Here is a 19,259-nt window from a genome sequence, read left to right on the forward strand (position 1 = left end):
AGCGGTTGCCCCGGGTCAGTGCATCCCCAGCGTGGTCCGTTCGTGGCCGGCGGGGTCCCTCAAGGTTCGGATCGCCCGGTAGCCCGCCTGTTGCAGGCGGTCCCGCACGGCCGGCCCCTGATCGAAGCCGTGTTCCAGCAGCAGCCATCCGCCGCGATTCAGGTGGGGCCGGGCGGTATCGATCACCCGGTACAGGTCGGCCAGGCCATGGGCGTCCGCCGCCAGGGCCGAGCGCGGTTCGAAGCGCAGGTCGCCACGGGTCAGGTGCGGATCATCCGGGTCGATGTACGGCGGGTTGCAGGTGATGACATCCAGCCCCGCCGTCGGCCTCAGCGCGTCCAGCCAGTCGCCTTGCCACAGCCCGACCGGCAGCCCCAGGTCGCGCGCGTTGGTCTGCGCCTGTTGCAGCGCTGCGTGACTGCGGTCGCTGGCGAAGGCCCGGATGCGCGGGCGTTCGCTTTTCAGTGCCAGGATGATGGTACCGGGGCCGGTGCCGAGGTCCAGCACCCAGGGGGTGTCGGTTGCGAGCGTGTCGATGGCCAGGAGCGCCTGTTCCACCAGCAGCTCGGTTTCGGGGCGCGGGATCAGGCAGGCGGGGGAGACGCCCAGGTCCAGTGTCCAGAAGCTGCGTCGGCCGAGGATGTGGGCCATCGGTTCGCCGGCGCAGCGGCGCTGGCAGAGCGTGTCGGCGCGGGCGGCCTGTTCGGCCGTGGCGGGGTCGGTGCCGTGGGCGATCAGCTGCGCGGTGTCCAGGCCGGTGGCGGCGCCCAGCAGCATGCGGGCCTCGAGTCCGGGCGCCTCGATCCCGGCGGCCTCCAGGCGGGCACGCAGGTCCCGCAGCAGGCTGTCCAGCGTGGCCGGGGTTTCCATTACGTTTCGGAGAGGGTGGCGAGCTGCTCGGCCTGGTATTCGTGGATCAGCGGGTCGATGACCGGGTCGAGATCACCGGCCATCACCTGTTCCAGCTTGTACAGGGTCAGGTTGATGCGGTGGTCGGTTACGCGGCCCTGCGGGAAGTTGTAGGTGCGGATGCGCTCGGAGCGGTCGCCGCTGCCGACCAGGCCCTTGCGTTCCGCGCTCTGCGCGGCGGCCTGGGCCTCGCGTTCGGCCTCGAACATGCGCGCGGCCAGGTAGGTCATGGCCTTGGCGCGGTTCTTGTGCTGCGAGCGTTCTTCCTGGCACTCGACCACGATGCCGGTGGGCAGGTGGGTCAGGCGCACCGCGGAGTCGGTCTTGTTGACGTGCTGGCCCCCGGCGCCGGAGGCGCGGAAGGTGTCCACGCGCAGGTCGGCCGGGTTGATCTCCGGCATCTCGACCTCCTCCAGTTCCGGCAGGATGGCGACGGTCGCGGCGGAGGTGTGGATGCGGCCCTGGGATTCGGTCTCGGGGACGCGCTGCACGCGATGGGCGCCGGATTCGAACTTGAGTCGCGAGTAGGCGCCCTGACCGGCCAGGCGCCCGATCACCTCGCGGTAGCCGCCATGTTCGCCTTCGCTGGCGCTGAGGATCTCCAGCTTCCAGTTCTTCTGCTCGGCGTAGCGGGTGTACATGCGCAGCAGGTCGCCGGCGAACAGCGCGGCCTCGTCACCGCCGGTGCCGGCGCGGATCTCGAGGAACACGTTGGCGTTGTCGTGCGGGTCCTTCGGGATCAGGTGGCGGTAGAGCTCGGCCTCCAGGGCCTCGGTCTGCTCGGTCAGGGCCTCGATCTCGGCCTCGGCCATCGCACGCAGTTCGGGGTCGTCCTCCGCGAGCATCGCGCGCGCCTCGTCCAGTGCGGCGTGGTTTTCGTGCCAGGCCTTCCAGGCCTCGGCGACCGGCTCCAGCTGGCTGTATTCCTGGGACAGACGACGCAGCTGGTCCGGGTCCTCGGCGGCATCCGGGGTGGCCAGCAGTTGCGCGATCTCGGCGTGGCGCTCGGCCAGGCCCTCGAGCTTGGTGCGGAACGAGGCCTTCACGAATGGGTGCCGGAGTCGGGATCGTTGCCGGGGTCGTCTTCCGGGGCCGGTAGCTGGAACAGGCGGTGCGCGGCCTCCAGCAGGCGGGCGTCGCCCTCGTGGGCCGCGGTGTTCAGCGATTTGCAGGGGGCGTGCATCAGCTTGTTGGTCAGGTTGTGCGCCAGGAGCTGCATCGCCTCCTCCGGCGACTTGCCGGCGCGCAGCATCGCCTCGGCTTTCGCCAGGGCTTCCGCCTTCACGCTGTCGGCGCGCTGGCGCAGCTGGCGGATGCTGTCCACCGAGTCGCGGGCCCGCAGCCAGCGCATGAATTCGCCGGCGCGCTGGGTGATGATCTCTTCGGCCTGTTCGGCCGCGGCCTGGCGCGAGGCCATGTTCTCGTCGATGACCTCCTGCAGGTCGTCGACGGTGTAGAGGTAGACGTCCTCGAGCTGGCCCACTTCGGGCTCGATGTCGCGCGGCACGGCGATGTCCACCATGAACATCGGCTTGTGGCGCCGCTTGCGCAGGGCGCGTTCCACCGCCCCCTTGCCCAGGATCGGCAGCGGCGCGGCGGTGGAGGAGATCACGATATCGGCATCGGCCAGGCGGTCCGGGAGCTGGTCGAGGCTGATGGCCTCGGCGTCGAAACGCCCGGCCACCGCGCGGGCGCGCTCGACCGTGCGGTTGGCCACGATCACGTTGCCAATGCCGCCACCGGAGAGGTGCTGCAGGGCCAGTTCGATGGTCTCGCCGGCGCCAATGACCATGGCCGTCAGGGGCTTCAGGTCACCGAAGATCTGGCGCGCCAGCGAAACGGCTGCAAAGGCCACCGAAACGGCGCTCTGGCCGATGGCAGTCTGGGTGCGTACATCCTTGGCGGTGGCGAAGGCGTGCTGGAACAGCCGTTCCAGCGAACGCCCCAGCGTGCCGGCGTCGTGGGCATGCTGGTAGGCGGTCTTCATCTGTCCCAGGATCTGCGGCTCGCCCAGGACCATGGAGTCCAGCCCGCTGGCCACGCGCAGGGTGTGGCGCACGGCGGAGCCGTCGTGGTGCAGATAGAGGTAGGGCTTCAGTTCGTCGCGGTCGATGCCGTGGTAGCCGCCGATCCAGTCGAGCACGCGCTGTTCGCTGTGGGGGTCGCCCTCGCGGAAGTAGACCTCGGTGCGGTTGCAGGTCGACAGGATCGCGGTTTCCGGCAGCAGCACGCCGGAGCGCAGCGAGTGCAGGGCCTCGCCGAGCTCGTGCTCGTTGACGGAAAGCCGCTCGCGAATGGCGACCGGTGCCGTCTTGTGATTGATCCCGAGAGTGAACAGCATGCTGGCGCGTATTGTGCCGGAAAACGCGGGCGCGTGGCCGAATTTCCCGATAGTGTACTGTGCTGTAGGCTTGCGGTGGATTGCGGCGGGGATGGAACCCCGCAGGTGCCTGCCCCGTCCCACCCGGTATGCCTGTGCTGATGCCGACTGGATACAAGATGATTCGAAGCCTGCTCGCGCTGACCGCCGTGTTCTCCCTGGCGGGCTGCGCGCACACCCAACTGGATGCCTCGGAACCGCCGGAGTCGGATCGCCCCGAGGTGCTCCCGCTGATGCAGACCGAGGATCCGGAGGCCGCGCTGATGTTCAGCGTGCTGGCTGCCGAGATCGCGGTGCGTTCCGGCGAGCATGCCGAGGCCGCGCGCTACTACGGGGCGGCGGCCCTGCTGAGTGACGATCCCGCCATTGCCGAACGCGCCACGCGCATCGCGCTGTTCGCGCGCGATCACGAGCAGGCCCAGCGGTCGGCCGACCGCTGGCTGCGGCTCGCGCCGGAGAGCATGGAGGCCAGCCAGGTCTCGACGGTGCTGCGGATCAATGCGGGGGATGCCGAACAGGCGGCCGAGCAGCTGGATTCGCTGATGAATCGGGTGGTGGTGCAGGGTGGCGACCCCAACGCCACGCTGGGCGGTGTGATCGGCCAGGCCCAGGACCAGGCCGCCGCCCTGGAGACCATGCGGCTGCTCGCCGAGCGGCGCAGCGACGATGTCGGTGTCCACCGTGTACTGGCCGAGGCCGCGCTGCGCTTCGGCGAGCCGGGCGAGGAGGTGCTGGCGGTGACCGGGCCGGCCAGCGAGCGCTTCCCGGATTCGGTGCCGCTGCAGCTGCTGCATGCGCGAGCCCAGAGCGAGGCCGGGCAGGAGGACGCCGCGATCGAGACCCTGCGCGCGACGGTGGAGGCGCATCCGGAGAGCCGCGAGGCCCGGCTGGGCTACGCGCGCGTCCTGACCGAAATGGAGGATGACGCCTTCGCCCGCGAGGAGATGGATCGCCTGGTGGAGCTGGCGCCGGAGGATACCCAGCTCCTGCTGGCGCTGGCCCTGATGAACCTGGAGGCGGAGCAGTTGGGGCCGGCCCGGGATTATCTGGAGCGCCTGGACGCACTGGGGGAGCGCGAGAACGATGTCGCCTACTACCTCGGTCGGCTGCACGAGATGGCCGACGAGCCGGACGCCGCCCTGGCCGCCTATGGCCGCGTAGAGGGGGGCGATCACGCCGATGATGCACGCCTGCGCAGTGCGCGCCTGACGCTGCGGCACGACGGCCAAGAAGCGGCGCGCGACTTGTTTGCGCCGATGCAGCAGGGCGTGGACGACGATCTGGCCCGGCGCGCCTATCTGGCGGAGGCGAACGCACTGCGCGAGATCGGCGACTATGCCGAGGCACGCGCCCGGTTGAATCGCGGGCTGGTGCAGTTCCCCGGGGATACCCGGCTGCTGTACCTGCGGGGTCTGGTCCACGAGCGCGAAGACGACATCGCGGCCGCCGAGGCCGATTTCCGCACGATCCTCGAGTCCGATCCCGAGAACGTCGCGGCCCTGAACGCGCTGGGGTACACCCTGGCGGATCGCACCGAGCGGTATGACGAGGCCTATGACCTGATCCTGCGTGCCTACGAGCAGGAGCCGGACGATGCCGCCATCATCGACAGCTACGGCTGGGTGCTGTATCGCCTGGGCCGGCTGGAGGAGGCCGAGACGCAGCTTCGCCGCGCGTACTCGCTGTCGGACGACGGCGAGATCGCCAGCAATCTGGCCGTCGTCCTCTGGGAGCGAGGTGCGCGCGACGAGGCGCGGGAGATCCTCGAGGCTGCGCTGGAGCGCGAGCCCGATCATGAACGCCTGCAGCGCGTACGCAACGACCTGATCGAATGAGTCGGGCTGCGGGGATGCGGAAGCCCGGGGATCTTGCGGGCGGGGCGAGGCTGGCCGGTCTGCTGGTCGGCCTGGGTCTTCTGCTGGGTGGCTGTGCCGCGCCCCTGCCGGAGGCGGATACCTCGCCGGCCGCCGAGGCCGCCTTCGAGGCCCGCACCGCACAGCTGGAGGCGCTGGACAGCTGGCGACTGGTCGCGCGCCTGGGGCTGGCCTCCGGTGAGGAATACTGGTCCGCCCAGCTCAACTGGCGGGTGCAGGAAGGTCAGCACGTGCTGGACCTGTCCGGCCCGATGGGGCGCGGTGGTGGCCGGCTGACGCTGTCGGAGAACGGCCGCGCGCTGCTGGTGACCCGGTCCGGCGAGCGTTTCCAGGCGCAGGACCCGGATGCGCTCGTCGCGCGGGTCCTGGGCGAGTCGATCCCGGTCAGCGGCATGGTCTACTGGGTGCGTGGCCTGCTCCACCCCGAGGCCTCGTACCAGCTGGATGTCGACGCGGACGGCCGGCCACTGGAGATCCACCAGTCCGGCTGGACCATCGAGTACAACGAGTTCGAGGAAATCGACGGCCTGGCGATGCCGGTCACCATGGTGCTGGAGCGCGAAGGGGTGGAATTGCGGGCCCGCATCGGTCGCTGGCAGCTTGGTGGTGATCCGTCATGACCGCTGCCGTCGCGGGCGGGGCCTTCGACACCACTTTTCCCGCGCCCGCCAAGATCAATCGATTCCTGCATATCACCGGCCGGCGGGCGGACGGATATCACGAGCTGCAGACGGTGTTCCAGTTCCTCGGGCTGGAGGATCGCCTGCGCTTCGAGCCCCTGCCGGCGGGGCGCTTCGAGATGGCGGGCGCGGCCATCGACGGGGCCGACAACCTGTGCCTGCGCGCGGCCCGGCGCCTGGCCCGGGTGGCGAAGACCCCATTTGGCGTGCGTATCCATCTCGACAAGCGGATCCCGGTGGGCGGTGGCCTGGGGGGCGGCAGTTCCGATGCCGCCACCACGCTGGTGGCCTTGAATGCCCTGTTCGAGATGGGGTGTGATGTCGAGCAGCTGGTGGGGATCGGCCTGGAGCTGGGTGCCGACGTACCGGTGTTTGTGGTCGGCCAGGCAGCCTGGGCCGAGGGTGTGGGCGAGCGGCTCACGGCCGTGGCCCCGGATACCGGCTGGATCCTGCTGATCGACCCCGGGGTTTCGGTCGCCACCGGGGCGATGTTCGGGTGTGCGGAATTGACACGCGACTGCCCCACCGAGACAATTTCGTCCGCCGTCGACGCCAGCCGGTTCGTCAACGTGTTCGAACCGGTGGTGCGGGCTCGTTATCCCGAGGTGGATCGAGCGCTGCACTGGCTGGCGGAGCAGACGCCGCGGGCGCGCCTGAGCGGGAGTGGCGGTTGCGTGTTCGGGGTGTTCCCCGACGAAGCGGCCGCTGGGGCGGCGCAGTCCGCGCAGCCGGCTCCGTGGCGCAGCTGGGTGACACCGCTGGTAAACGTGTCGCCCCTGCGGGCCTGGCTGCCGCCAGGCGGTGTCGAGACAGAGTAAGTCCAGAGTTATTGGGCCGTAGCCAAGCGGTAAGGCAGCGGGTTTTGATCCCGCTAAGCGCCAGGTTCGACGCGAGCGGCGCAGCCGCGACCGACCGTCGCCGAAGGTGACGGCCCGTAAGGGTGGCGCGCAGCGCCATCATCCTGCCGGCCCGGATCGGCGCCGCCGATCCGCGGGATGTGCCGGGCACGACGCCGGCCGGGCAGTACAATAGAGTCCAGTGAGTTATTGGGCCGTAGCCAAGCGGTAAGGCAGCGGGTTTTGATCCCGCCATGCGCAGGTTCGAATCCTGCCGGCCCAGCCATACAACGAAACCGCGGCGCATGGCGCCGCGGCGCCGGCCAAAGGGCCGACAGGGTGAGAACCGGGTTCGACTCGAGCGGCGTAGCCGCGAGCGCACGCCACCGCAGGTGGCGCCCGAAGGGTGGCGCGCAGCGCCATCATCCTGCCGGCCCAGCCATTTCCCGCCTCGCGCCAGAAAGGCGCGAGGCACAACCATCAAGACCCCGGCCCTGCACCGGGGTCTATACTGGGGCCCGGGCGATATCGCAGCCCGCCCCACTCCATCCAGACCGGGACGAACCGTGGTCGACAAGAATCGCATGATGATCTTCGCGGGCAATGCGAACCCGCGTCTCGCCCAGGCCGTTGCCGAGCACCTGGGGCTGCCCATGGGCAAGGCCATCGTCGGACGTTTCAGTGATGGCGAGGTGCAGGTCGAGCTGCTGGAGAACGTCCGCGGTCGCGACGTGTTCCTGATCCAGCCGACCGGCCAGCCAACCAACGAGAACATCATGGAGCTGGTGATCATGGTGGATGCGCTGCGCCGCGCCTCGGCCGGCCGCATTACCACGGTGATCCCGTATTTCGGGTACGCGCGCCAGGATCGGCGCGTGCGCTCGGCGCGGGTGCCGATCTCGGCCAAGGTGGTCGCGAACATGATCGAGGCGGTCGGCGCGGACCGCGTGCTGACGATCGACGTGCACGCCGACCAGGTGCAGGGCTTCTTCAACGTCCCGGTAGACAACATCTATGCCTCGCCGGTACTGCTGGGCGATGTCTGGCGACATGTCTCGGGCGATCTGACCGTGGTGTCGCCGGATGTCGGCGGGGTGGTGCGCGCCCGCGCGATCGCCAAGCGGCTGGACGACGCCGACCTGGCGATCATCGACAAGCGCCGCCCGCGCGCGAACGAGTCGGAGGTGATGCACATCATCGGTGATGTGCGCGGCAAGTCCTGCATCATCATCGATGACCTGGTGGATACCGCCGGCACGTTGTGCCAGGCCGCAAAGGCCCTGAAAGAACACGGGGCGCACTCGGTGATGGCCTACGCCACGCACCCCGTGCTTTCTGGCGCGGCAATTGATAACATAAACGGTTCGGCGCTTGACGAGCTTGTGGTGACCGACACGCTGGCCCTGCAGCCCAACGCGCAGAGCTGCGACAAGATCCGGCAGTTGTCGGTGGCGGAGATGCTGGCGGAGACCATCCGCCGCATCAACCGCGAGGAATCCGTCAGTTCGCTGTTCATGGACTAGCGAGAGCGTCGGGCCGAAAACGATTTCGGGAGGTTCGCCTCCCTTCAGCGCCCCGCCTGGTCGCGGGCGGGGTGTGTTCAGGGCGCTTCGGGTGAAGCGCCTTTCATTTTGGAGACCGTAGCAATGAGCATGAGCTTTACCATTGAAGCCGAGAAGCGTGACGAACAGGGTTCGAGTGCGAGCCGCCGCCTGCGTCGCGCCGGCAAGCTGCCCGCCATCCTGTACGGGGCGGACAAGGACGCCGTGGCCATCACGCTGGATCACAACGCGATGGTCCATAACCTCAAGGAAGACGCGTTCTACTCGCACATCCTCAGCGTGAAGCTGGACGGCAAGACCGAGAAGGCGATCCTGCGCGACGTGCAGCGCCATCCGTTCAAGCCGACCATCTACCACGTCGACCTGATGCGCGTGAGCGCCAACCAGCCGATCCGCGTCAGCGTGCCGCTGCACTTCCATAACGAGGAAGAGGCCAAGGGCGTGAAGCTGGGCGGCGGCATGGTCAGCCGCATGATCAACGAGCTCGAGGTCGAGTGCCTGCCGGGCGATCTGCCCGAGTCCATCGATATCGATGTCGTCGAGATGGATGTCGGCGATACCCTGCATATCTCCGAGCTGAAGCTGCCGGAAGGCGTGCAGAGTGTCGCGCTGATGCATGGCGAGGAATACGACTACGCCGTGGTCAGCGTCCTGCTGCCGCGCGCCGCCAAGACCGAGGAAGAAGAGGTCGGGGAAGGCGAGGCTGCCGAGGCCGAAGGTGGCGAGGAAGCCGCGGGTGGCGAAGAGGCCTCCGGCGACGAGTCGGAGTCCGGGGACAAGGAGTAAGCCCCTGCGGCTTGCCGCCTGAACGATGGCGATCCAACCCGAACCGATTCGTCTGGTGGTCGGGCTGGGCAACCCGGGCCCGCGTTATGCCGAAACCCGGCATAACGCGGGTTTCTGGTTTGTGGACACCCTGGCCCGCCGGCATGGCGCGGACTTTCGCCCCGAGAGCCGCTTCGATGGCGAGGCGGCCCGCCTCAATCTGCCCGCGGGCGACTGCTGGCTGCTCAAGCCCATGAGCTTCATGAACAAGAGCGGCCTGCCGGTGCGCAAGTGCGCCGATTTCTACCGTATACCCCCCGAGGCTATCCTGATCGTCCACGACGAACTGGACCTCGATCCGGGCGTGGTGCGGCTGAAGATGGGTGGCGGGCATGGCGGCCACAATGGCCTGCGGGATCTGCATCGACACCTGGGCGGCCCGAACTACGCCCGGCTGCGGGTCGGCATCGGCCACCCGGGGCATCGCGATGATGTGGTGCCCTTCGTGCTGGATCGTCCCGGCAAGGCCGACACGCAGGCGATCGAGGAGGCCATCGACAAGGCGCTGGATCAGGTGCCTGCGCTGGTGGCCGGACGCTGGGACGAGGCGGTGCGCAATCTGCATGGCGGCAACTCGAAGCCGGCCACGAATTCCGAGGAAACCCGATGAGTCTTAAATGCGGGATCGTGGGTTTGCCGAACGTCGGCAAGTCCACCCTGTTCAATGCCCTCACGCGTGCGGAGATCGCCGCGGAGAACTATCCCTTCTGCACCATCGACCCGAACGTGGGCGTGGTGGAGGTCCCGGATCCGCGCCTGACCCGGCTGAGCGAGATCGTGAAACCCCAGCGCACGCTGCCCACCACGGTCGAGTTCGTGGACATTGCCGGGCTGGTAGCCGGGGCGGCCCAGGGCGAGGGGCTGGGCAACCAGTTCCTGGCGCATATCCGCGAGACCGACGCCATCGCGCAGGTGGTGCGCTGCTTCGAGGACGACGACATCGTGCATGTCGCCGGCAAGGTCGATCCGATCGCCGACATCGAGACCATCAGCACCGAGTTGATGCTGGCGGATCTGGAGACCGTGAACAAGGCGCTGAAGCGTCTGGAACGGGCGGCCAAGTCGCAGGACAAGACCGCGATCGCCCAGCTCAAGGCCGCCGAGAAGGTCGGGGCCGGCCTGGATCAGGGGGTTCCCGCGCGGGCCCAGGATCTGGACGAGGACGAGCGCCGGGCTCTGTACGATCTGCATCTTTTGACCCTCAAGCCGCTGATGTACATCGCCAATGTCGACGAGGCCTCGCTGGCCGCGGGCAACGCGATGGTGGAGGCGGTGCGGGCTCGAGCGGCCGAGGAGGGCGCCGAGGTGGTCAGTGTCTGCGCTGCCATCGAGGCGGAGATCGCGGTGCTCGACCCGGAGGAGCGCGCGGAATTTCTGGCCGATCTGGGGCTGGAAGAGCCGGGGCTGGACCGGGTGATCCGCACCGCCTATCGCCTGCTGAGCCTGCAGACATTTTTCACCGCCGGCGAGAAGGAGGTCCGCGCCTGGACCGTGCGCCAGGGCTCCAGCGCGCCGCAGGGGGCCGGGGTGATCCACACCGATTTCGAGCGCGGTTTCATCCGTGCCGAGGTGGTGGGGTACGAGGACTTCGTGGCCCACAACGGCGAGCAGGGCGCGAAGGACGCGGGGAAATGGCGCCTCGAGGGCAAGGAATACGTGCTCAAGGAAGGCGACGTGGTACATTTCCGCTTCAATGTCTGAGCGTTATACTAGGAATTGACCCGGGGGCGTCGGGCCCTGCCGCCTGGCGCCCTGTTCGGCACCCAATCTCGGAGTACAGTAATGGACGTAATGGATCGTATCCGCCAGCAGGTGGAAGAAAACCCGGTGGTGATCTTCATGAAGGGCACCCCGCAGTTCCCCATGTGCGGCTTCTCCAGCCGTGCAGTGGAGGCGCTGAAGCGCTGCGACCAGGAATTCGGCTACGTGAACGTGATCGCGGACCAGGAGGTTATGCAGAACCTGCCGCGTTTCGCCGACTGGCCGACCTTCCCCCAGGTCTATATCGACGGCGAACTGATTGGCGGCTGCGACATCACCCTCGAGATGTTCGAGAGCGGCGAGTTGAAGAAGATGGTCGACGAGGCCCACGCCAAGCGCGCCGCGAGCTAAAGCGGCTTGTGCCGCAGCCGCTGGCTGCGGCACACCCGAGATCCGTCGTCGCGAGGCCCCGTCCGGGGCCATGGCGATCTCCTGACGTGGCCACCTGCTCCCGCTTCGTGCCCGCGCGCCGGGAGATTGCTTCACCCCTGCGGGGTTCGCAATGACGGGGTTGCGGTTGTGTCATCGCGAGCCGCGCAGCGGCGTGGCGATCTCCGTGGGTGGCCCCCGCGGCCTTTCAATGCCCTTCGCGCTTTTGTGCCACCGACCCTGCGGCGCCTCGTCATGACGGGGGCGACGTCGGGCTCAGCTGCCTGGTGGCAGTTCTTCCGGATCGGGCAGGCGCAGGGCGTTCGCCGGTACGCCGACCCCGTCCTGCCAGCGGTTCGCGATCTGGCAGAAGATGTCCGCCGTCTTTTCCGCGTCGAAGGAGGCGCTGTGGGCGGCCTCCGTATCCCATCCCAGCCCCGCGGCATCGGCCGCGCGCGCGAGTACGGTCTGGCCGAAGGCCAGGGCCGCCAGCGATACCGTGTCCAGGCTGGAGAACGGGTGGAACGGGTTGCGCTTGATGCCGCAGCGTTCCGCCGTCGCGTGCACGAAGCCCAGGTCGAAGTGGGCATTGTGCCCCACCAGGACCGCGCGCTTGCAGTGGTTCACCTTGACCTCCCGGCGTACCTCGCTGAACAGCTTGCCCATGGCCTGATCCTCCGGCCAGGCCGCCCGCAGCGGGTGGTAGGGGTCGATCCCGTTTACTTCCAGTGACTTCGGGTCCAGTTCCGAGCCCTCGAACGGGCGCACATGCAGGCTCACCGTGCGATCGCGCACCAGGTGGTCGTTCGCGTCGCGACGCAGGAATACCGCGGCGATTTGCAGCAGGGCATGCCGGCGGCAGTCGAAACCACCGGTTTCCACGTCGACGACCACCGGAAGAAAGCCGCGGAAGCGGTTCGCCATCGGGCGGTGGTTGGGGTCCAGCTGCAGGGATTCGGGCATTGGGGTACTCGGTTTCGCGCGGGGCGTTGGTTCGGGATGTGGACGGTGCCGGGTCGGGTGCGGGTCCAGCTTCCATAGGTTCGGGCGGAATGGGTGCGGATTGCGCACGTTCCCTCAGTTTTCCCCGACGATCGGCGCCATAGAAGGCTTTCGCTTGACCTGTTGGCGGCACAGTCGGGATACTTGCGCCTTTTATGCCCGCCCGACACCGGCGCATGGTAGCAAATGCCCGACCGCCCGGTGGCCCGGCCCTTTAGTGGCAACCCGATTTCCAACCCGTTTTCAGGGGTAGAGCGCATGGACCCGAACGCGACCGAACACGATATCGACCCGCAGGAGACCCAGGAGTGGATCGACGCCCTGGCCTCCGTGCTGGAGACGGATGGCCCCGAGCGGGCGCATGCCCTCCTCGAACGGCTGGTCGACAAGGCGCGCCGCAGCGGGGCTTACCTGCCGTACTCCGCCAATACCGCCTATGTGAACACCATCCCCACCCACCTGGAGCCCGAGTATCCGGGCGACGGCGCGGTGGAGCACCGCATCCGTTCCTACATCCGCTGGAACGCGATGGCCATGGTGGTCAAGGCCAACCGCGCCTCGGCCGAGCTGGGCGGGCATATCGCGACCTTCGCGTCCGCCGCCACGCTGTATGACGTCGGCTTCAACCACTTCTGGCATGCCCCGTCGCACGATCATGGTGGCGACCTGCTGTTTGCCCAGGGGCATTCCTCGCCGGGGATCTATGCCCGCGCGTTCATGGAGGGCCGCCTGAGCGAGGAGCAGCTGGACCACTTCCGTCGCGAGGTCGATGGCAAGGGCCTGTCCTCCTACCCGCATCCGTGGCTGATGCCGGACTTCTGGCAGTTCCCGACCGTGTCCATGGGTCTGGGACCAATCATGAGCATCTACCAGGCGCGCTTCATGCGCTATCTGCAGGATCGCGGCCTGGCCCAGACCGAGAACCGTCGCGTCTGGAGCTTTGTCGGTGACGGCGAGGTGGACGAGCCGGAGACCCTGGGCGCGATCACGCTGGCCTCGCGCGAGAAGCTGGACAACCTGACCTGGGTGGTGAACTGCAACCTGCAACGTCTGGACGGCCCGGTGCGTGGCAATGGCAAGATCGTGCAGGAGCTGGAGGCGATCTTCCGCGGTGCCGGCTGGAACGTGGTCAAGGTGCTGTGGGGTCGCTACTGGGACCCGCTGCTGGCCAAGGATACCGACGGGTTGCTGCAGAAACGCATGATGGAGGCGGTCGACGGCGACTACCAGAACTACAAGTCGCGCGACGGCGCCTACGTGCGCGAGCACTTCTTCGGCAAGTACCCCGAGCTCAAGCGCATGGTGGCCAACATGTCCGACGAGGACATCTGGCGCCTGAATCGCGGCGGCCATGACCCGGTCAAGGTCTATGCGGCCTACAAGGCGGCGGCCGAGCACAAGGGCCAGCCGACCGTGATCCTCGCGCACACGGTTAAGGGTTACGGCATGGGCGCGGCGGGCGAGGCGCAGAACCGCACCCACAGCCAGAAGAAGATGGACGCGGACGACATGAAGCAGTTCCGCGACCGCTTCAATATCCCGCTGTCGGACGAGCAGGTGGAGAAGGCCGAGTACATCAAGCCGGACCCCGACTCCGACGAGATGAAGTACATGCACGAGCGGCGCAAGGACCTCGGTGGCTACCTGCCGGTGCGCCGCCCGCTGGCCACCCCGCTGGAGATCCCGGGGCTGGATGCCTTCAATGGTCTGCTGGAGGCCTCCGGCGAGCGCGAGATGTCCACCACCATGGCCTTCGTGCGTCTGCTGACCCTGCTCGCGCGCGACAAGAAGATCGGCAAGAACATCGTCCCGATCGTGCCCGACGAGGCGCGCACCTTCGGCATGGAAGGGCTGTTCCGTCAGCTGGGGATCTACTCCTCGGTCGGCCAGCTCTACGAGCCGCAGGACAAGGACCAGGTGATGTATTACAAGGAGGACAAGAAGGGCCAGATCCTGGAAGAGGGGATCAACGAGGCCGGCTCCATGTCCTCCTGGATCGCGGCGGCCACCTCCTATTCCACGCATGGCGTGGCGATGGTGCCGTTCTACATCTTCTATTCGATGTTCGGCTTCCAGCGCGTCGGCGACCTGATCTGGGCCGCCGGCGACATGCGTGCCCGCGGCTTCCTGATGGGGGCGACCGCCGGGCGCACTACGCTGGCCGGCGAGGGCCTGCAGCACGACGACGGCCACAGCCTGATGATGGCCGCCAACGTGCCCAACTGCATCGCCTACGACCCGACCTTCGCCTTTGAGCTGGCGGTGATCGTGCAGGACGGCATGCGCCGCATGTACGCGGAGCAGCAAAGCGTCTTCTACTACATCACCGTGATGAACGAGAACTACCCGCAGCCGGCCATGCCGAAGGGCGCCGAGGAAGGCATCCGCCGCGGCCTGTACCGGCTGCAGGCCGGCGGGCGCAAGAAAAAGAAGGTGCGCCTGCTGGGCTCCGGTACCATCCTGCGCGAGGCCATTGCCGCCGCCGAACTGCTGGACCAGGACTTCGGCGTGGCCGCCGAGGTCTGGAGCGCGACCAGCTTCAACGAACTGGCCCGCGACGGCCGCGATGCCGAGCGCCATGCGCGCCTGCACCCGGACGCCAAACCGCGCACATCCTGGGTGGAGGAATGCCTGGGTGATTCGGATGCGCCGGTGGTCGCCGCGACCGACTACGTGCAGGCCTATGCCGACCAGATCCGTGCCTTTGTGCCGGCCGACTACCGTGTGCTGGGGACCGACGGCTTCGGCCGTTCGGATACCCGCGCCGCGCTGCGCCGCCACTTCGAGGTGGATCGCTACCACATCGCGGTCACGGCCCTGAAGGCCCTGGCCGATGCCGGGACCGTCGAGGTCAAGACCGTGAGTGACGCGATCAAGAAGTACAAGATCGACGTCGAACGGCCCAACCCGTTGCAGGCCTGAGGCCGCCGGACCCGAGGCAGGAGCAGACATGAGCAACACGACTACTGTGCACGTCCCGGATATCGGCGACTTCAAGGACGTCGAGATCATCGAGGTCATCGTCAGCCCGGGGGACACCGTTTCCCCCGAGGACCCGCTGATCACGCTGGAATCCGACAAGGCCTCCATCGAGATCCCCGCCCCGCAGGGCGGCACCGTGAAGGCGCTGAAGGTAAAGGCCGGCGACCGCGTGAACGAGGGCGACCCGATCCTGGAACTGGAGCCCTCCGACGAGGGTGCCGCCGAGGACACCTCCGCCAAGGACGAGGCACCGAAGCAGGAAGCGCCGTCTTCCGCGGAGGCCCCGGCCGAGCCGGCCCCCGAGGCCGAGAAGTCGCAGCCTGCCCCGAAGGCCGCCGACCGGGCCGATCCGCGGCCGTCGCCGACCGAACACATCCGTGACGAGTCGGCCTTCCGCAAGGCCCATGCCTCGCCGGTGGTACGCAAGTTCGCGCGCGAGCTGGGCGTGGACCTCAGCAAGGTCGAGGGTTCCGGGCGCAAGGGCCGCATCCTGCGTGAGGACGTGCAGGGCTTTGTGAAGCGCGCCCTGAGCCAGGGTGCCGGCGGCGGCCTGGGCGTGGAGCCGATGCCGGAGATCGACTTCTCCGAGTTCGGTCCGATCGAGACCCAGCCGCTGTCGAAGATCAACAAGCTCACCGGCAAGAACCTGCACCGCAACTGGGTCACCGTCCCGCACGTCACCCAGTTCGACGAGGCGGACATCACCGAGCTCGAGGACTTCCGCAAGTCGCTGAAGGCCGAGTACGAGAAGAAGGGCGTGAAGGTCACCTTCCTGCCGTTTTTGATGAAGGCGGTGGTCTCCGCGCTCAAGCAGTACCCGCGCTTCAACGCCTCGCTGGATGCGACCGGCGAGAACCTGATCCTGAAGCAGTACTACAACCTCGGCATCGCGGTGGACACGCCGGACGGTCTGGTCGTCCCGGTGGTGCGTGACGTCGACCGCAAGAGCCTGGTCGACATCGCCGCCGAGCTGATGGACCTGTCTCAGCGCGCCCGCGACAAGAAGCTCAAGCCCGCGGACATGCAGGGCGGCTGCCTGACCATCTCCAGCCTCGGCGGGATCGGTGGCACCCAGTTCACGCCGATCGTGAACGCCCCCGAGGTGGCGATCCTCGGTGTGTCGCGCTCCAGCATGAAGCCCGTCTGGAACGGCAAGGAGTTCGAGCCGCGCCTGATCCTGCCGCTGGCGCTGTCGTACGATCACCGGGTGATCGACGGCGCCCTGGGCGCCCGCTTCGCCACCACGCTGAGCGCGCTGCTGTCCGACATGCGCCGCATGTTGCTGTAAGCCAATTCGAACCGGAGTGACTGGATGAGCCAGACCAAGACCATCGAGGTCCCGGATATCGGGGATTTCAAGGACGTCGAGATCATCGAGGTCCTGGTACAGCCGGGCAGCGAGATTGCACCGGAGGATCCGCTGATCACGCTGGAGTCCGACAAGGCGACCATCGACGTGCCCGCCCCCGAGGCCGGCACGGTGAAGAAGCTGCATGTGAAGGTCGGCGACAAGGTCTCCCAGGGCAGCAAGCTCCTGGACCTTGAGGCCAGTGGCGAGGCCGCGGGCGGAAGCGATGACGCCCCCGCAGCCGGCGGCGAGAAGGCCGAGTCCGCCAAGGCGGAATCGGGCGCCGCGAGCGAGTCGCAGAAGGCCGCGCCCCAGGCGGCCGCCGACCCGAACACCGACAGCCAGTGCCAGGTGCTGGTGCTGGGCTCCGGCCCCGGTGGCTACACCGCCGCCTTCCGCGCCGCGGACCTGGGGCTGGACGTGGTGATGGTCGAACGCTACCCGCAGATCGGTGGGGTCTGCCTGAACGTGGGCTGTATCCCGTCCAAGGCGCTGCTGCATGCCGGCGAGGTGCTGCACGAGGCCGAGCGCTTTGCCGCGCTGGGCATCAAGTTCGGCGAACCGGAGATCGACCTCGACGGACTGCGTGGCTACAAGGGCAACGCGGTCAAGAAGCTGACCGGCGGGCTCAAGCAGCTGTGCAAGCAGCGCAAGGTGCGCGTGGTGCAGGGTGTCGGCGAGTTTGTCGGCGCCAACAGCATCGCGGTTGAGGGCGATGACGGTCGCGAGGTGATCGGTTTCGAGCACGCGATCATCGCGGTCGGTTCGCAGGCGATCAAGCTGCCGGGCTTCCCCTGGGACGACGAGCGGGTGATGGACTCCACCGATGCGCTGGATCTCGCCGACATCCCCGAGCGCATGCTGGTCGTGGGCGGCGGTATCATCGGCCTGGAAATGGCCTGCGTGTACGAGTCGCTGGGTGCGAAGGTCACGGTGGTCGAGCTGTCCGGCACCCTGATGCCGGGGGCGGACCGCGACATCGTGCGCCCGTTCGAGAAGCGCGCGAAGAAGCGCTTCGAGAACATCTTCCTCAACAGCAAGGTCACCGGCGCCGAGGCCACCGACAAGGGGATCGTCTGCCGTTTCGAGGGCGAGGCCAAGGGCCTGCCGGAAGAGGACACCTTCGACCGCGTGCTGGTCGCCGTGGGCCGCAGCCCGAACGGCGCGAAGATCAACGCCGAGGCCGCCGGCGTCCAGGTGAGCGAGCGCGGCTTCATCGAGGTCGACAGCCAGCAGCGCACCAACGTCGAGCACATCTTCGCCATCGGCGATGTGGTCGGCCAGCCGATGCTGGCGCACAAGGCGACCCACGAGGGCAAGGTCGCGGCCGAGGTGATCGCCGGGCACAAGGTCCACTTCGATGCCCGCGCGATCCCGTCGGTGGCCTATACCCACCCGGAGGTCGCGTGGATGGGCGTGACCGAGGAACAGGCCAAGGCCGACGGCATCGAATACACCAAGGGCGTGTTCCCCTGGGCCGCCTCCGGTCGCGCGATCGCGCTGGGCGCCGAGGACGGCATGACCAAGCTGCTGTTCGACGCCGAGGGTCGGGTGATCGGTGCCGGCCTGGTTGGGCCCTCCGCCGGCGATCTGATCGGCGAGGCGATGCTGGCGCTGGAGATGGGGGCGGAGATGGAAGATATCGGCCTGACCGTGCATCCGCACCCGACCCTCAGCGAGACGGTGGCCTTCGCCGCCGAGGTCGCGCACGGCTCGATCACCGATATCCTGCCGCCGAAGAAGCGCTAGACCTTCATGGCCGGCCCGAGCCAGTGGCTGCGTCGTGCACTCCCCATCCTGGCGCTGGGTGTCGGCGTGGCGACGGCCGGCGCCGAACCCTACAGCGATCCGCTGGAGCGCAGTGACTGGCAACTCGTCGAGGACGATGCCACCTGTCGTATCGAGCAGACCGTGCGCCACGGAGGGGTGCTGCGTCTCGATCAGCGCCCCGGGCTGGTGACCGCGGCCTTCTGGCAGGCCCCGTATGCGATGCCGGAGGATGCCGCGCCGCGTCTGCGCACGGGTGCTCCGGAATGGCTGCGGCCGGCTACACATGCCCCGCTGGATCTGCGTCTGCAGGCCCGGGGAGCCCGGCTGTTCCGGGTCCCTCAGGGCATGGTCCAGCCCCTGAAGGCACGCTTGCTGGCGGGGCACGACGTCCGTATCGATTTTCCCGATGGTGACGGGTCGGTCCACTTCCGCGGCATCCGGTTTGCCCTGCGCGCACAGGACTTTCGCGCCTGCCGCGCGGGGCAGGCCGACCCGGCCGCCGCCCCCGAAATGGCTGCGTTGGATCGCTGGCGCGTCTACTTCGAGACCGCCAGTGATCGTCTGGATGCCGAGGCACGCGCGGAGCTGGAGGCGGCCGCGCGGACCCTGACGGCGGAAGAGAATCCCCGGGTTCGGGTCGTGGGCTGGACCGATGCCACGGGGCCGCTGGCGTTCAACCGTCGCCTTAGCCGCAGCCGGGCCGAGGCCGTGCGGGACGCCCTGGTGGAAGCGGGTGTGCCGGCCCGGGGAATCGAGATCGAAGCGGCCGGTGTGGATCCGGTCGCCGAAGGTGCCCGCCCGGCGTCGCGGCGCAGCGATATCTGGTGGCTGGATCGAGATCGCGCGCCCCAGGAGCCGGGCCAGGGCCTGGAGGGGCCCTCGGCGGAGGCGGCCCCAGCAGCGCTCGAACGCCCGGTATCCGCGCCGTCGGCGCCCTCCGGTACCCCGGCGTGGTAGTGAC

The 19,259-nt window shown here is 68.1% G+C and carries 16 protein-coding genes and 1 tRNA gene; 13 read left to right on the forward strand and 4 right to left on the reverse strand.

Going from position 1 to position 19,259, the window contains the following annotated elements:
* Positions 1 to 15 precede the first annotated feature (15 nt).
* The 3 genes from prmC to hemA are packed head-to-tail and all read right to left on the reverse strand — an operon-like array spanning position 16 to position 3,250.
* Positions 16 to 870 carry a peptide chain release factor N(5)-glutamine methyltransferase gene (gene prmC / locus D106_RS0105585; RefSeq protein WP_018879469.1) on the reverse strand — a complete coding sequence of 285 codons (855 nt, stop codon included), beginning with the start codon at positions 868 to 870 and terminating at the stop codon, positions 16 to 18.
* Positions 870 to 1,955, reverse strand: coding sequence for a peptide chain release factor 1 (gene prfA / locus D106_RS0105590; protein WP_018876034.1), 1,086 nt, complete (start codon positions 1,953 to 1,955; stop codon positions 870 to 872). The genes prmC and prfA overlap by 1 nt, the downstream gene beginning before the upstream one ends.
* The gene (gene hemA, locus D106_RS0105595; RefSeq protein WP_018876035.1) at positions 1,952 to 3,250 is read right to left on the reverse strand and encodes a glutamyl-tRNA reductase; all 1,299 of its coding nucleotides are present in this window, start codon (positions 3,248 to 3,250) and stop codon (positions 1,952 to 1,954) included. The genes prfA and hemA overlap by 4 nt, the downstream gene beginning before the upstream one ends.
* Before the next feature lie 158 nt (positions 3,251 to 3,408).
* Here hemA and D106_RS0105600 point away from each other — a divergent pair, with 158 nt between their 5' ends.
* The 9 genes from D106_RS0105600 to grxD all read left to right on the forward strand — a co-directional run bounded on the left by D106_RS0105600 (position 3,409) and on the right by grxD (position 11,178).
* Positions 3,409 to 5,124, forward strand: a complete 1,716-nt coding sequence (locus tag D106_RS0105600) for a tetratricopeptide repeat protein (RefSeq protein ID WP_369772230.1) — start codon at positions 3,409 to 3,411, stop codon at positions 5,122 to 5,124.
* Positions 5,125 to 5,138: 14 nt separating this feature from the next.
* Positions 5,139 to 5,783: a lipoprotein insertase outer membrane protein LolB gene (gene lolB / locus D106_RS0105605; RefSeq protein WP_018876037.1), complete on the forward strand. Its 645-nt coding sequence runs from the start codon at positions 5,139 to 5,141 to the stop codon at positions 5,781 to 5,783.
* Positions 5,780 to 6,661 carry a 4-(cytidine 5'-diphospho)-2-C-methyl-D-erythritol kinase gene (ispE, locus tag D106_RS0105610; protein WP_018879470.1) on the forward strand — a complete coding sequence of 294 codons (882 nt, stop codon included), beginning with the start codon at positions 5,780 to 5,782 and terminating at the stop codon, positions 6,659 to 6,661. Before lolB ends, ispE begins: the two co-directional genes overlap by 4 nt.
* 229 nt (positions 6,662 to 6,890) lie before the next feature.
* Positions 6,891 to 6,965 (forward strand) — tRNA-Gln (locus D106_RS0105620).
* A gap of 298 nt (positions 6,966 to 7,263) precedes the next feature.
* A complete protein-coding gene (locus D106_RS0105625) occupies positions 7,264 to 8,202 on the forward strand; it encodes a ribose-phosphate diphosphokinase (protein WP_196799341.1) in 939 nt (312 codons plus the stop codon).
* A 123-nt stretch (positions 8,203 to 8,325) separates the two neighbouring features.
* Positions 8,326 to 9,027, forward strand: coding sequence for a 50S ribosomal protein L25/general stress protein Ctc (locus D106_RS0105630; protein WP_018877276.1), 702 nt, complete (start codon positions 8,326 to 8,328; stop codon positions 9,025 to 9,027).
* A gap of 25 nt (positions 9,028 to 9,052) precedes the next feature.
* Positions 9,053 to 9,676: an aminoacyl-tRNA hydrolase gene (pth, locus tag D106_RS0105635; protein WP_018879471.1), complete on the forward strand. Its 624-nt coding sequence runs from the start codon at positions 9,053 to 9,055 to the stop codon at positions 9,674 to 9,676.
* Positions 9,673 to 10,767 (forward strand): redox-regulated ATPase YchF, encoded by a 1,095-nt coding sequence (gene ychF, locus D106_RS0105640; RefSeq protein ID WP_026280587.1) that lies wholly within the window; start codon positions 9,673 to 9,675, stop codon positions 10,765 to 10,767. The genes pth and ychF overlap by 4 nt, the downstream gene beginning before the upstream one ends.
* 81 nt (positions 10,768 to 10,848) lie before the next feature.
* Positions 10,849 to 11,178 (forward strand): Grx4 family monothiol glutaredoxin, encoded by a 330-nt coding sequence (gene grxD / locus D106_RS0105645; protein ID WP_018876041.1) that lies wholly within the window; start codon positions 10,849 to 10,851, stop codon positions 11,176 to 11,178.
* 294 nt (positions 11,179 to 11,472) lie between these two features.
* On the opposite strand, the gene rnt is transcribed toward grxD, so the two are convergent.
* On the reverse strand, positions 11,473 to 12,159 hold the full coding sequence (gene rnt / locus D106_RS0105650) for a ribonuclease T (RefSeq protein ID WP_018876042.1): 687 nt from the start codon (positions 12,157 to 12,159) through the stop codon (positions 11,473 to 11,475).
* 297 nt (positions 12,160 to 12,456) lie between these two features.
* On the opposite strand from rnt, the gene aceE reads away from it, so the two are divergent.
* The 4 genes from aceE to D106_RS0105670 are packed head-to-tail and all read left to right on the forward strand — an operon-like array spanning position 12,457 to position 19,255.
* On the forward strand, positions 12,457 to 15,120 hold the full coding sequence (aceE, locus tag D106_RS0105655) for a pyruvate dehydrogenase (acetyl-transferring), homodimeric type (protein WP_018865842.1): 2,664 nt from the start codon (positions 12,457 to 12,459) through the stop codon (positions 15,118 to 15,120).
* A complete protein-coding gene (gene aceF, locus D106_RS0105660) occupies positions 15,062 to 16,468 on the forward strand; it encodes a dihydrolipoyllysine-residue acetyltransferase (RefSeq protein ID WP_081619353.1) in 1,407 nt (468 codons plus the stop codon). The genes aceE and aceF overlap by 59 nt, the downstream gene beginning before the upstream one ends.
* Before the next feature lie 24 nt (positions 16,469 to 16,492).
* On the forward strand, positions 16,493 to 18,277 hold the full coding sequence (lpdA, locus tag D106_RS0105665) for a dihydrolipoyl dehydrogenase (protein ID WP_018879474.1): 1,785 nt from the start codon (positions 16,493 to 16,495) through the stop codon (positions 18,275 to 18,277).
* A 6-nt stretch (positions 18,278 to 18,283) separates the two neighbouring features.
* Entirely contained in the window at positions 18,284 to 19,255 is a 972-nt protein-coding gene (locus D106_RS0105670; RefSeq protein ID WP_018865839.1) for an OmpA family protein, read from the forward strand.
* Positions 19,256 to 19,259: the final 4 nt, after the last annotated feature.

Source organism: Thioalkalivibrio sp. ALE9, from assembly GCF_000377445.1.
In the GTDB taxonomy this organism is placed as follows: Bacteria; Pseudomonadota; Gammaproteobacteria; order Ectothiorhodospirales; family Ectothiorhodospiraceae; genus Thioalkalivibrio.

Bases quoted from the DNA above. Each gene is read 5' to 3' on its own strand.
- lpdA (WP_018879474.1), top strand. From the start codon at position 16,493: ATGAGCCAGACCAAGACCATCGAGGTCCCGGATATCGGGGATTTCAAG.
- D106_RS0105630 (WP_018877276.1), top strand. From the start codon at position 8,326: ATGAGCATGAGCTTTACCATTGAAGCCGAGAAGCGTGACGAACAGGGT.
- prmC (WP_018879469.1), bottom strand. From the start codon at position 870: ATGGAAACCCCGGCCACGCTGGACAGCCTGCTGCGGGACCTGCGTGCC.
- pth (WP_018879471.1), top strand. From the start codon at position 9,053: ATGGCGATCCAACCCGAACCGATTCGTCTGGTGGTCGGGCTGGGCAAC.
- D106_RS0105600 (WP_369772230.1), top strand. From the start codon at position 3,409: ATGATTCGAAGCCTGCTCGCGCTGACCGCCGTGTTCTCCCTGGCGGGC.
- ychF (WP_026280587.1), top strand. From the start codon at position 9,673: ATGAGTCTTAAATGCGGGATCGTGGGTTTGCCGAACGTCGGCAAGTCC.
- ispE (WP_018879470.1), top strand. From the start codon at position 5,780: ATGACCGCTGCCGTCGCGGGCGGGGCCTTCGACACCACTTTTCCCGCG.
- lolB (WP_018876037.1), top strand. From the start codon at position 5,139: ATGCGGAAGCCCGGGGATCTTGCGGGCGGGGCGAGGCTGGCCGGTCTG.
- rnt (WP_018876042.1), bottom strand. From the start codon at position 12,159: ATGCCCGAATCCCTGCAGCTGGACCCCAACCACCGCCCGATGGCGAAC.
- D106_RS0105625 (WP_196799341.1), top strand. From the start codon at position 7,264: ATGATGATCTTCGCGGGCAATGCGAACCCGCGTCTCGCCCAGGCCGTT.
- hemA (WP_018876035.1), bottom strand. From the start codon at position 3,250: ATGCTGTTCACTCTCGGGATCAATCACAAGACGGCACCGGTCGCCATT.
- aceE (WP_018865842.1), top strand. From the start codon at position 12,457: ATGGACCCGAACGCGACCGAACACGATATCGACCCGCAGGAGACCCAG.
- grxD (WP_018876041.1), top strand. From the start codon at position 10,849: ATGGACGTAATGGATCGTATCCGCCAGCAGGTGGAAGAAAACCCGGTG.
- D106_RS0105670 (WP_018865839.1), top strand. From the start codon at position 18,284: ATGGCCGGCCCGAGCCAGTGGCTGCGTCGTGCACTCCCCATCCTGGCG.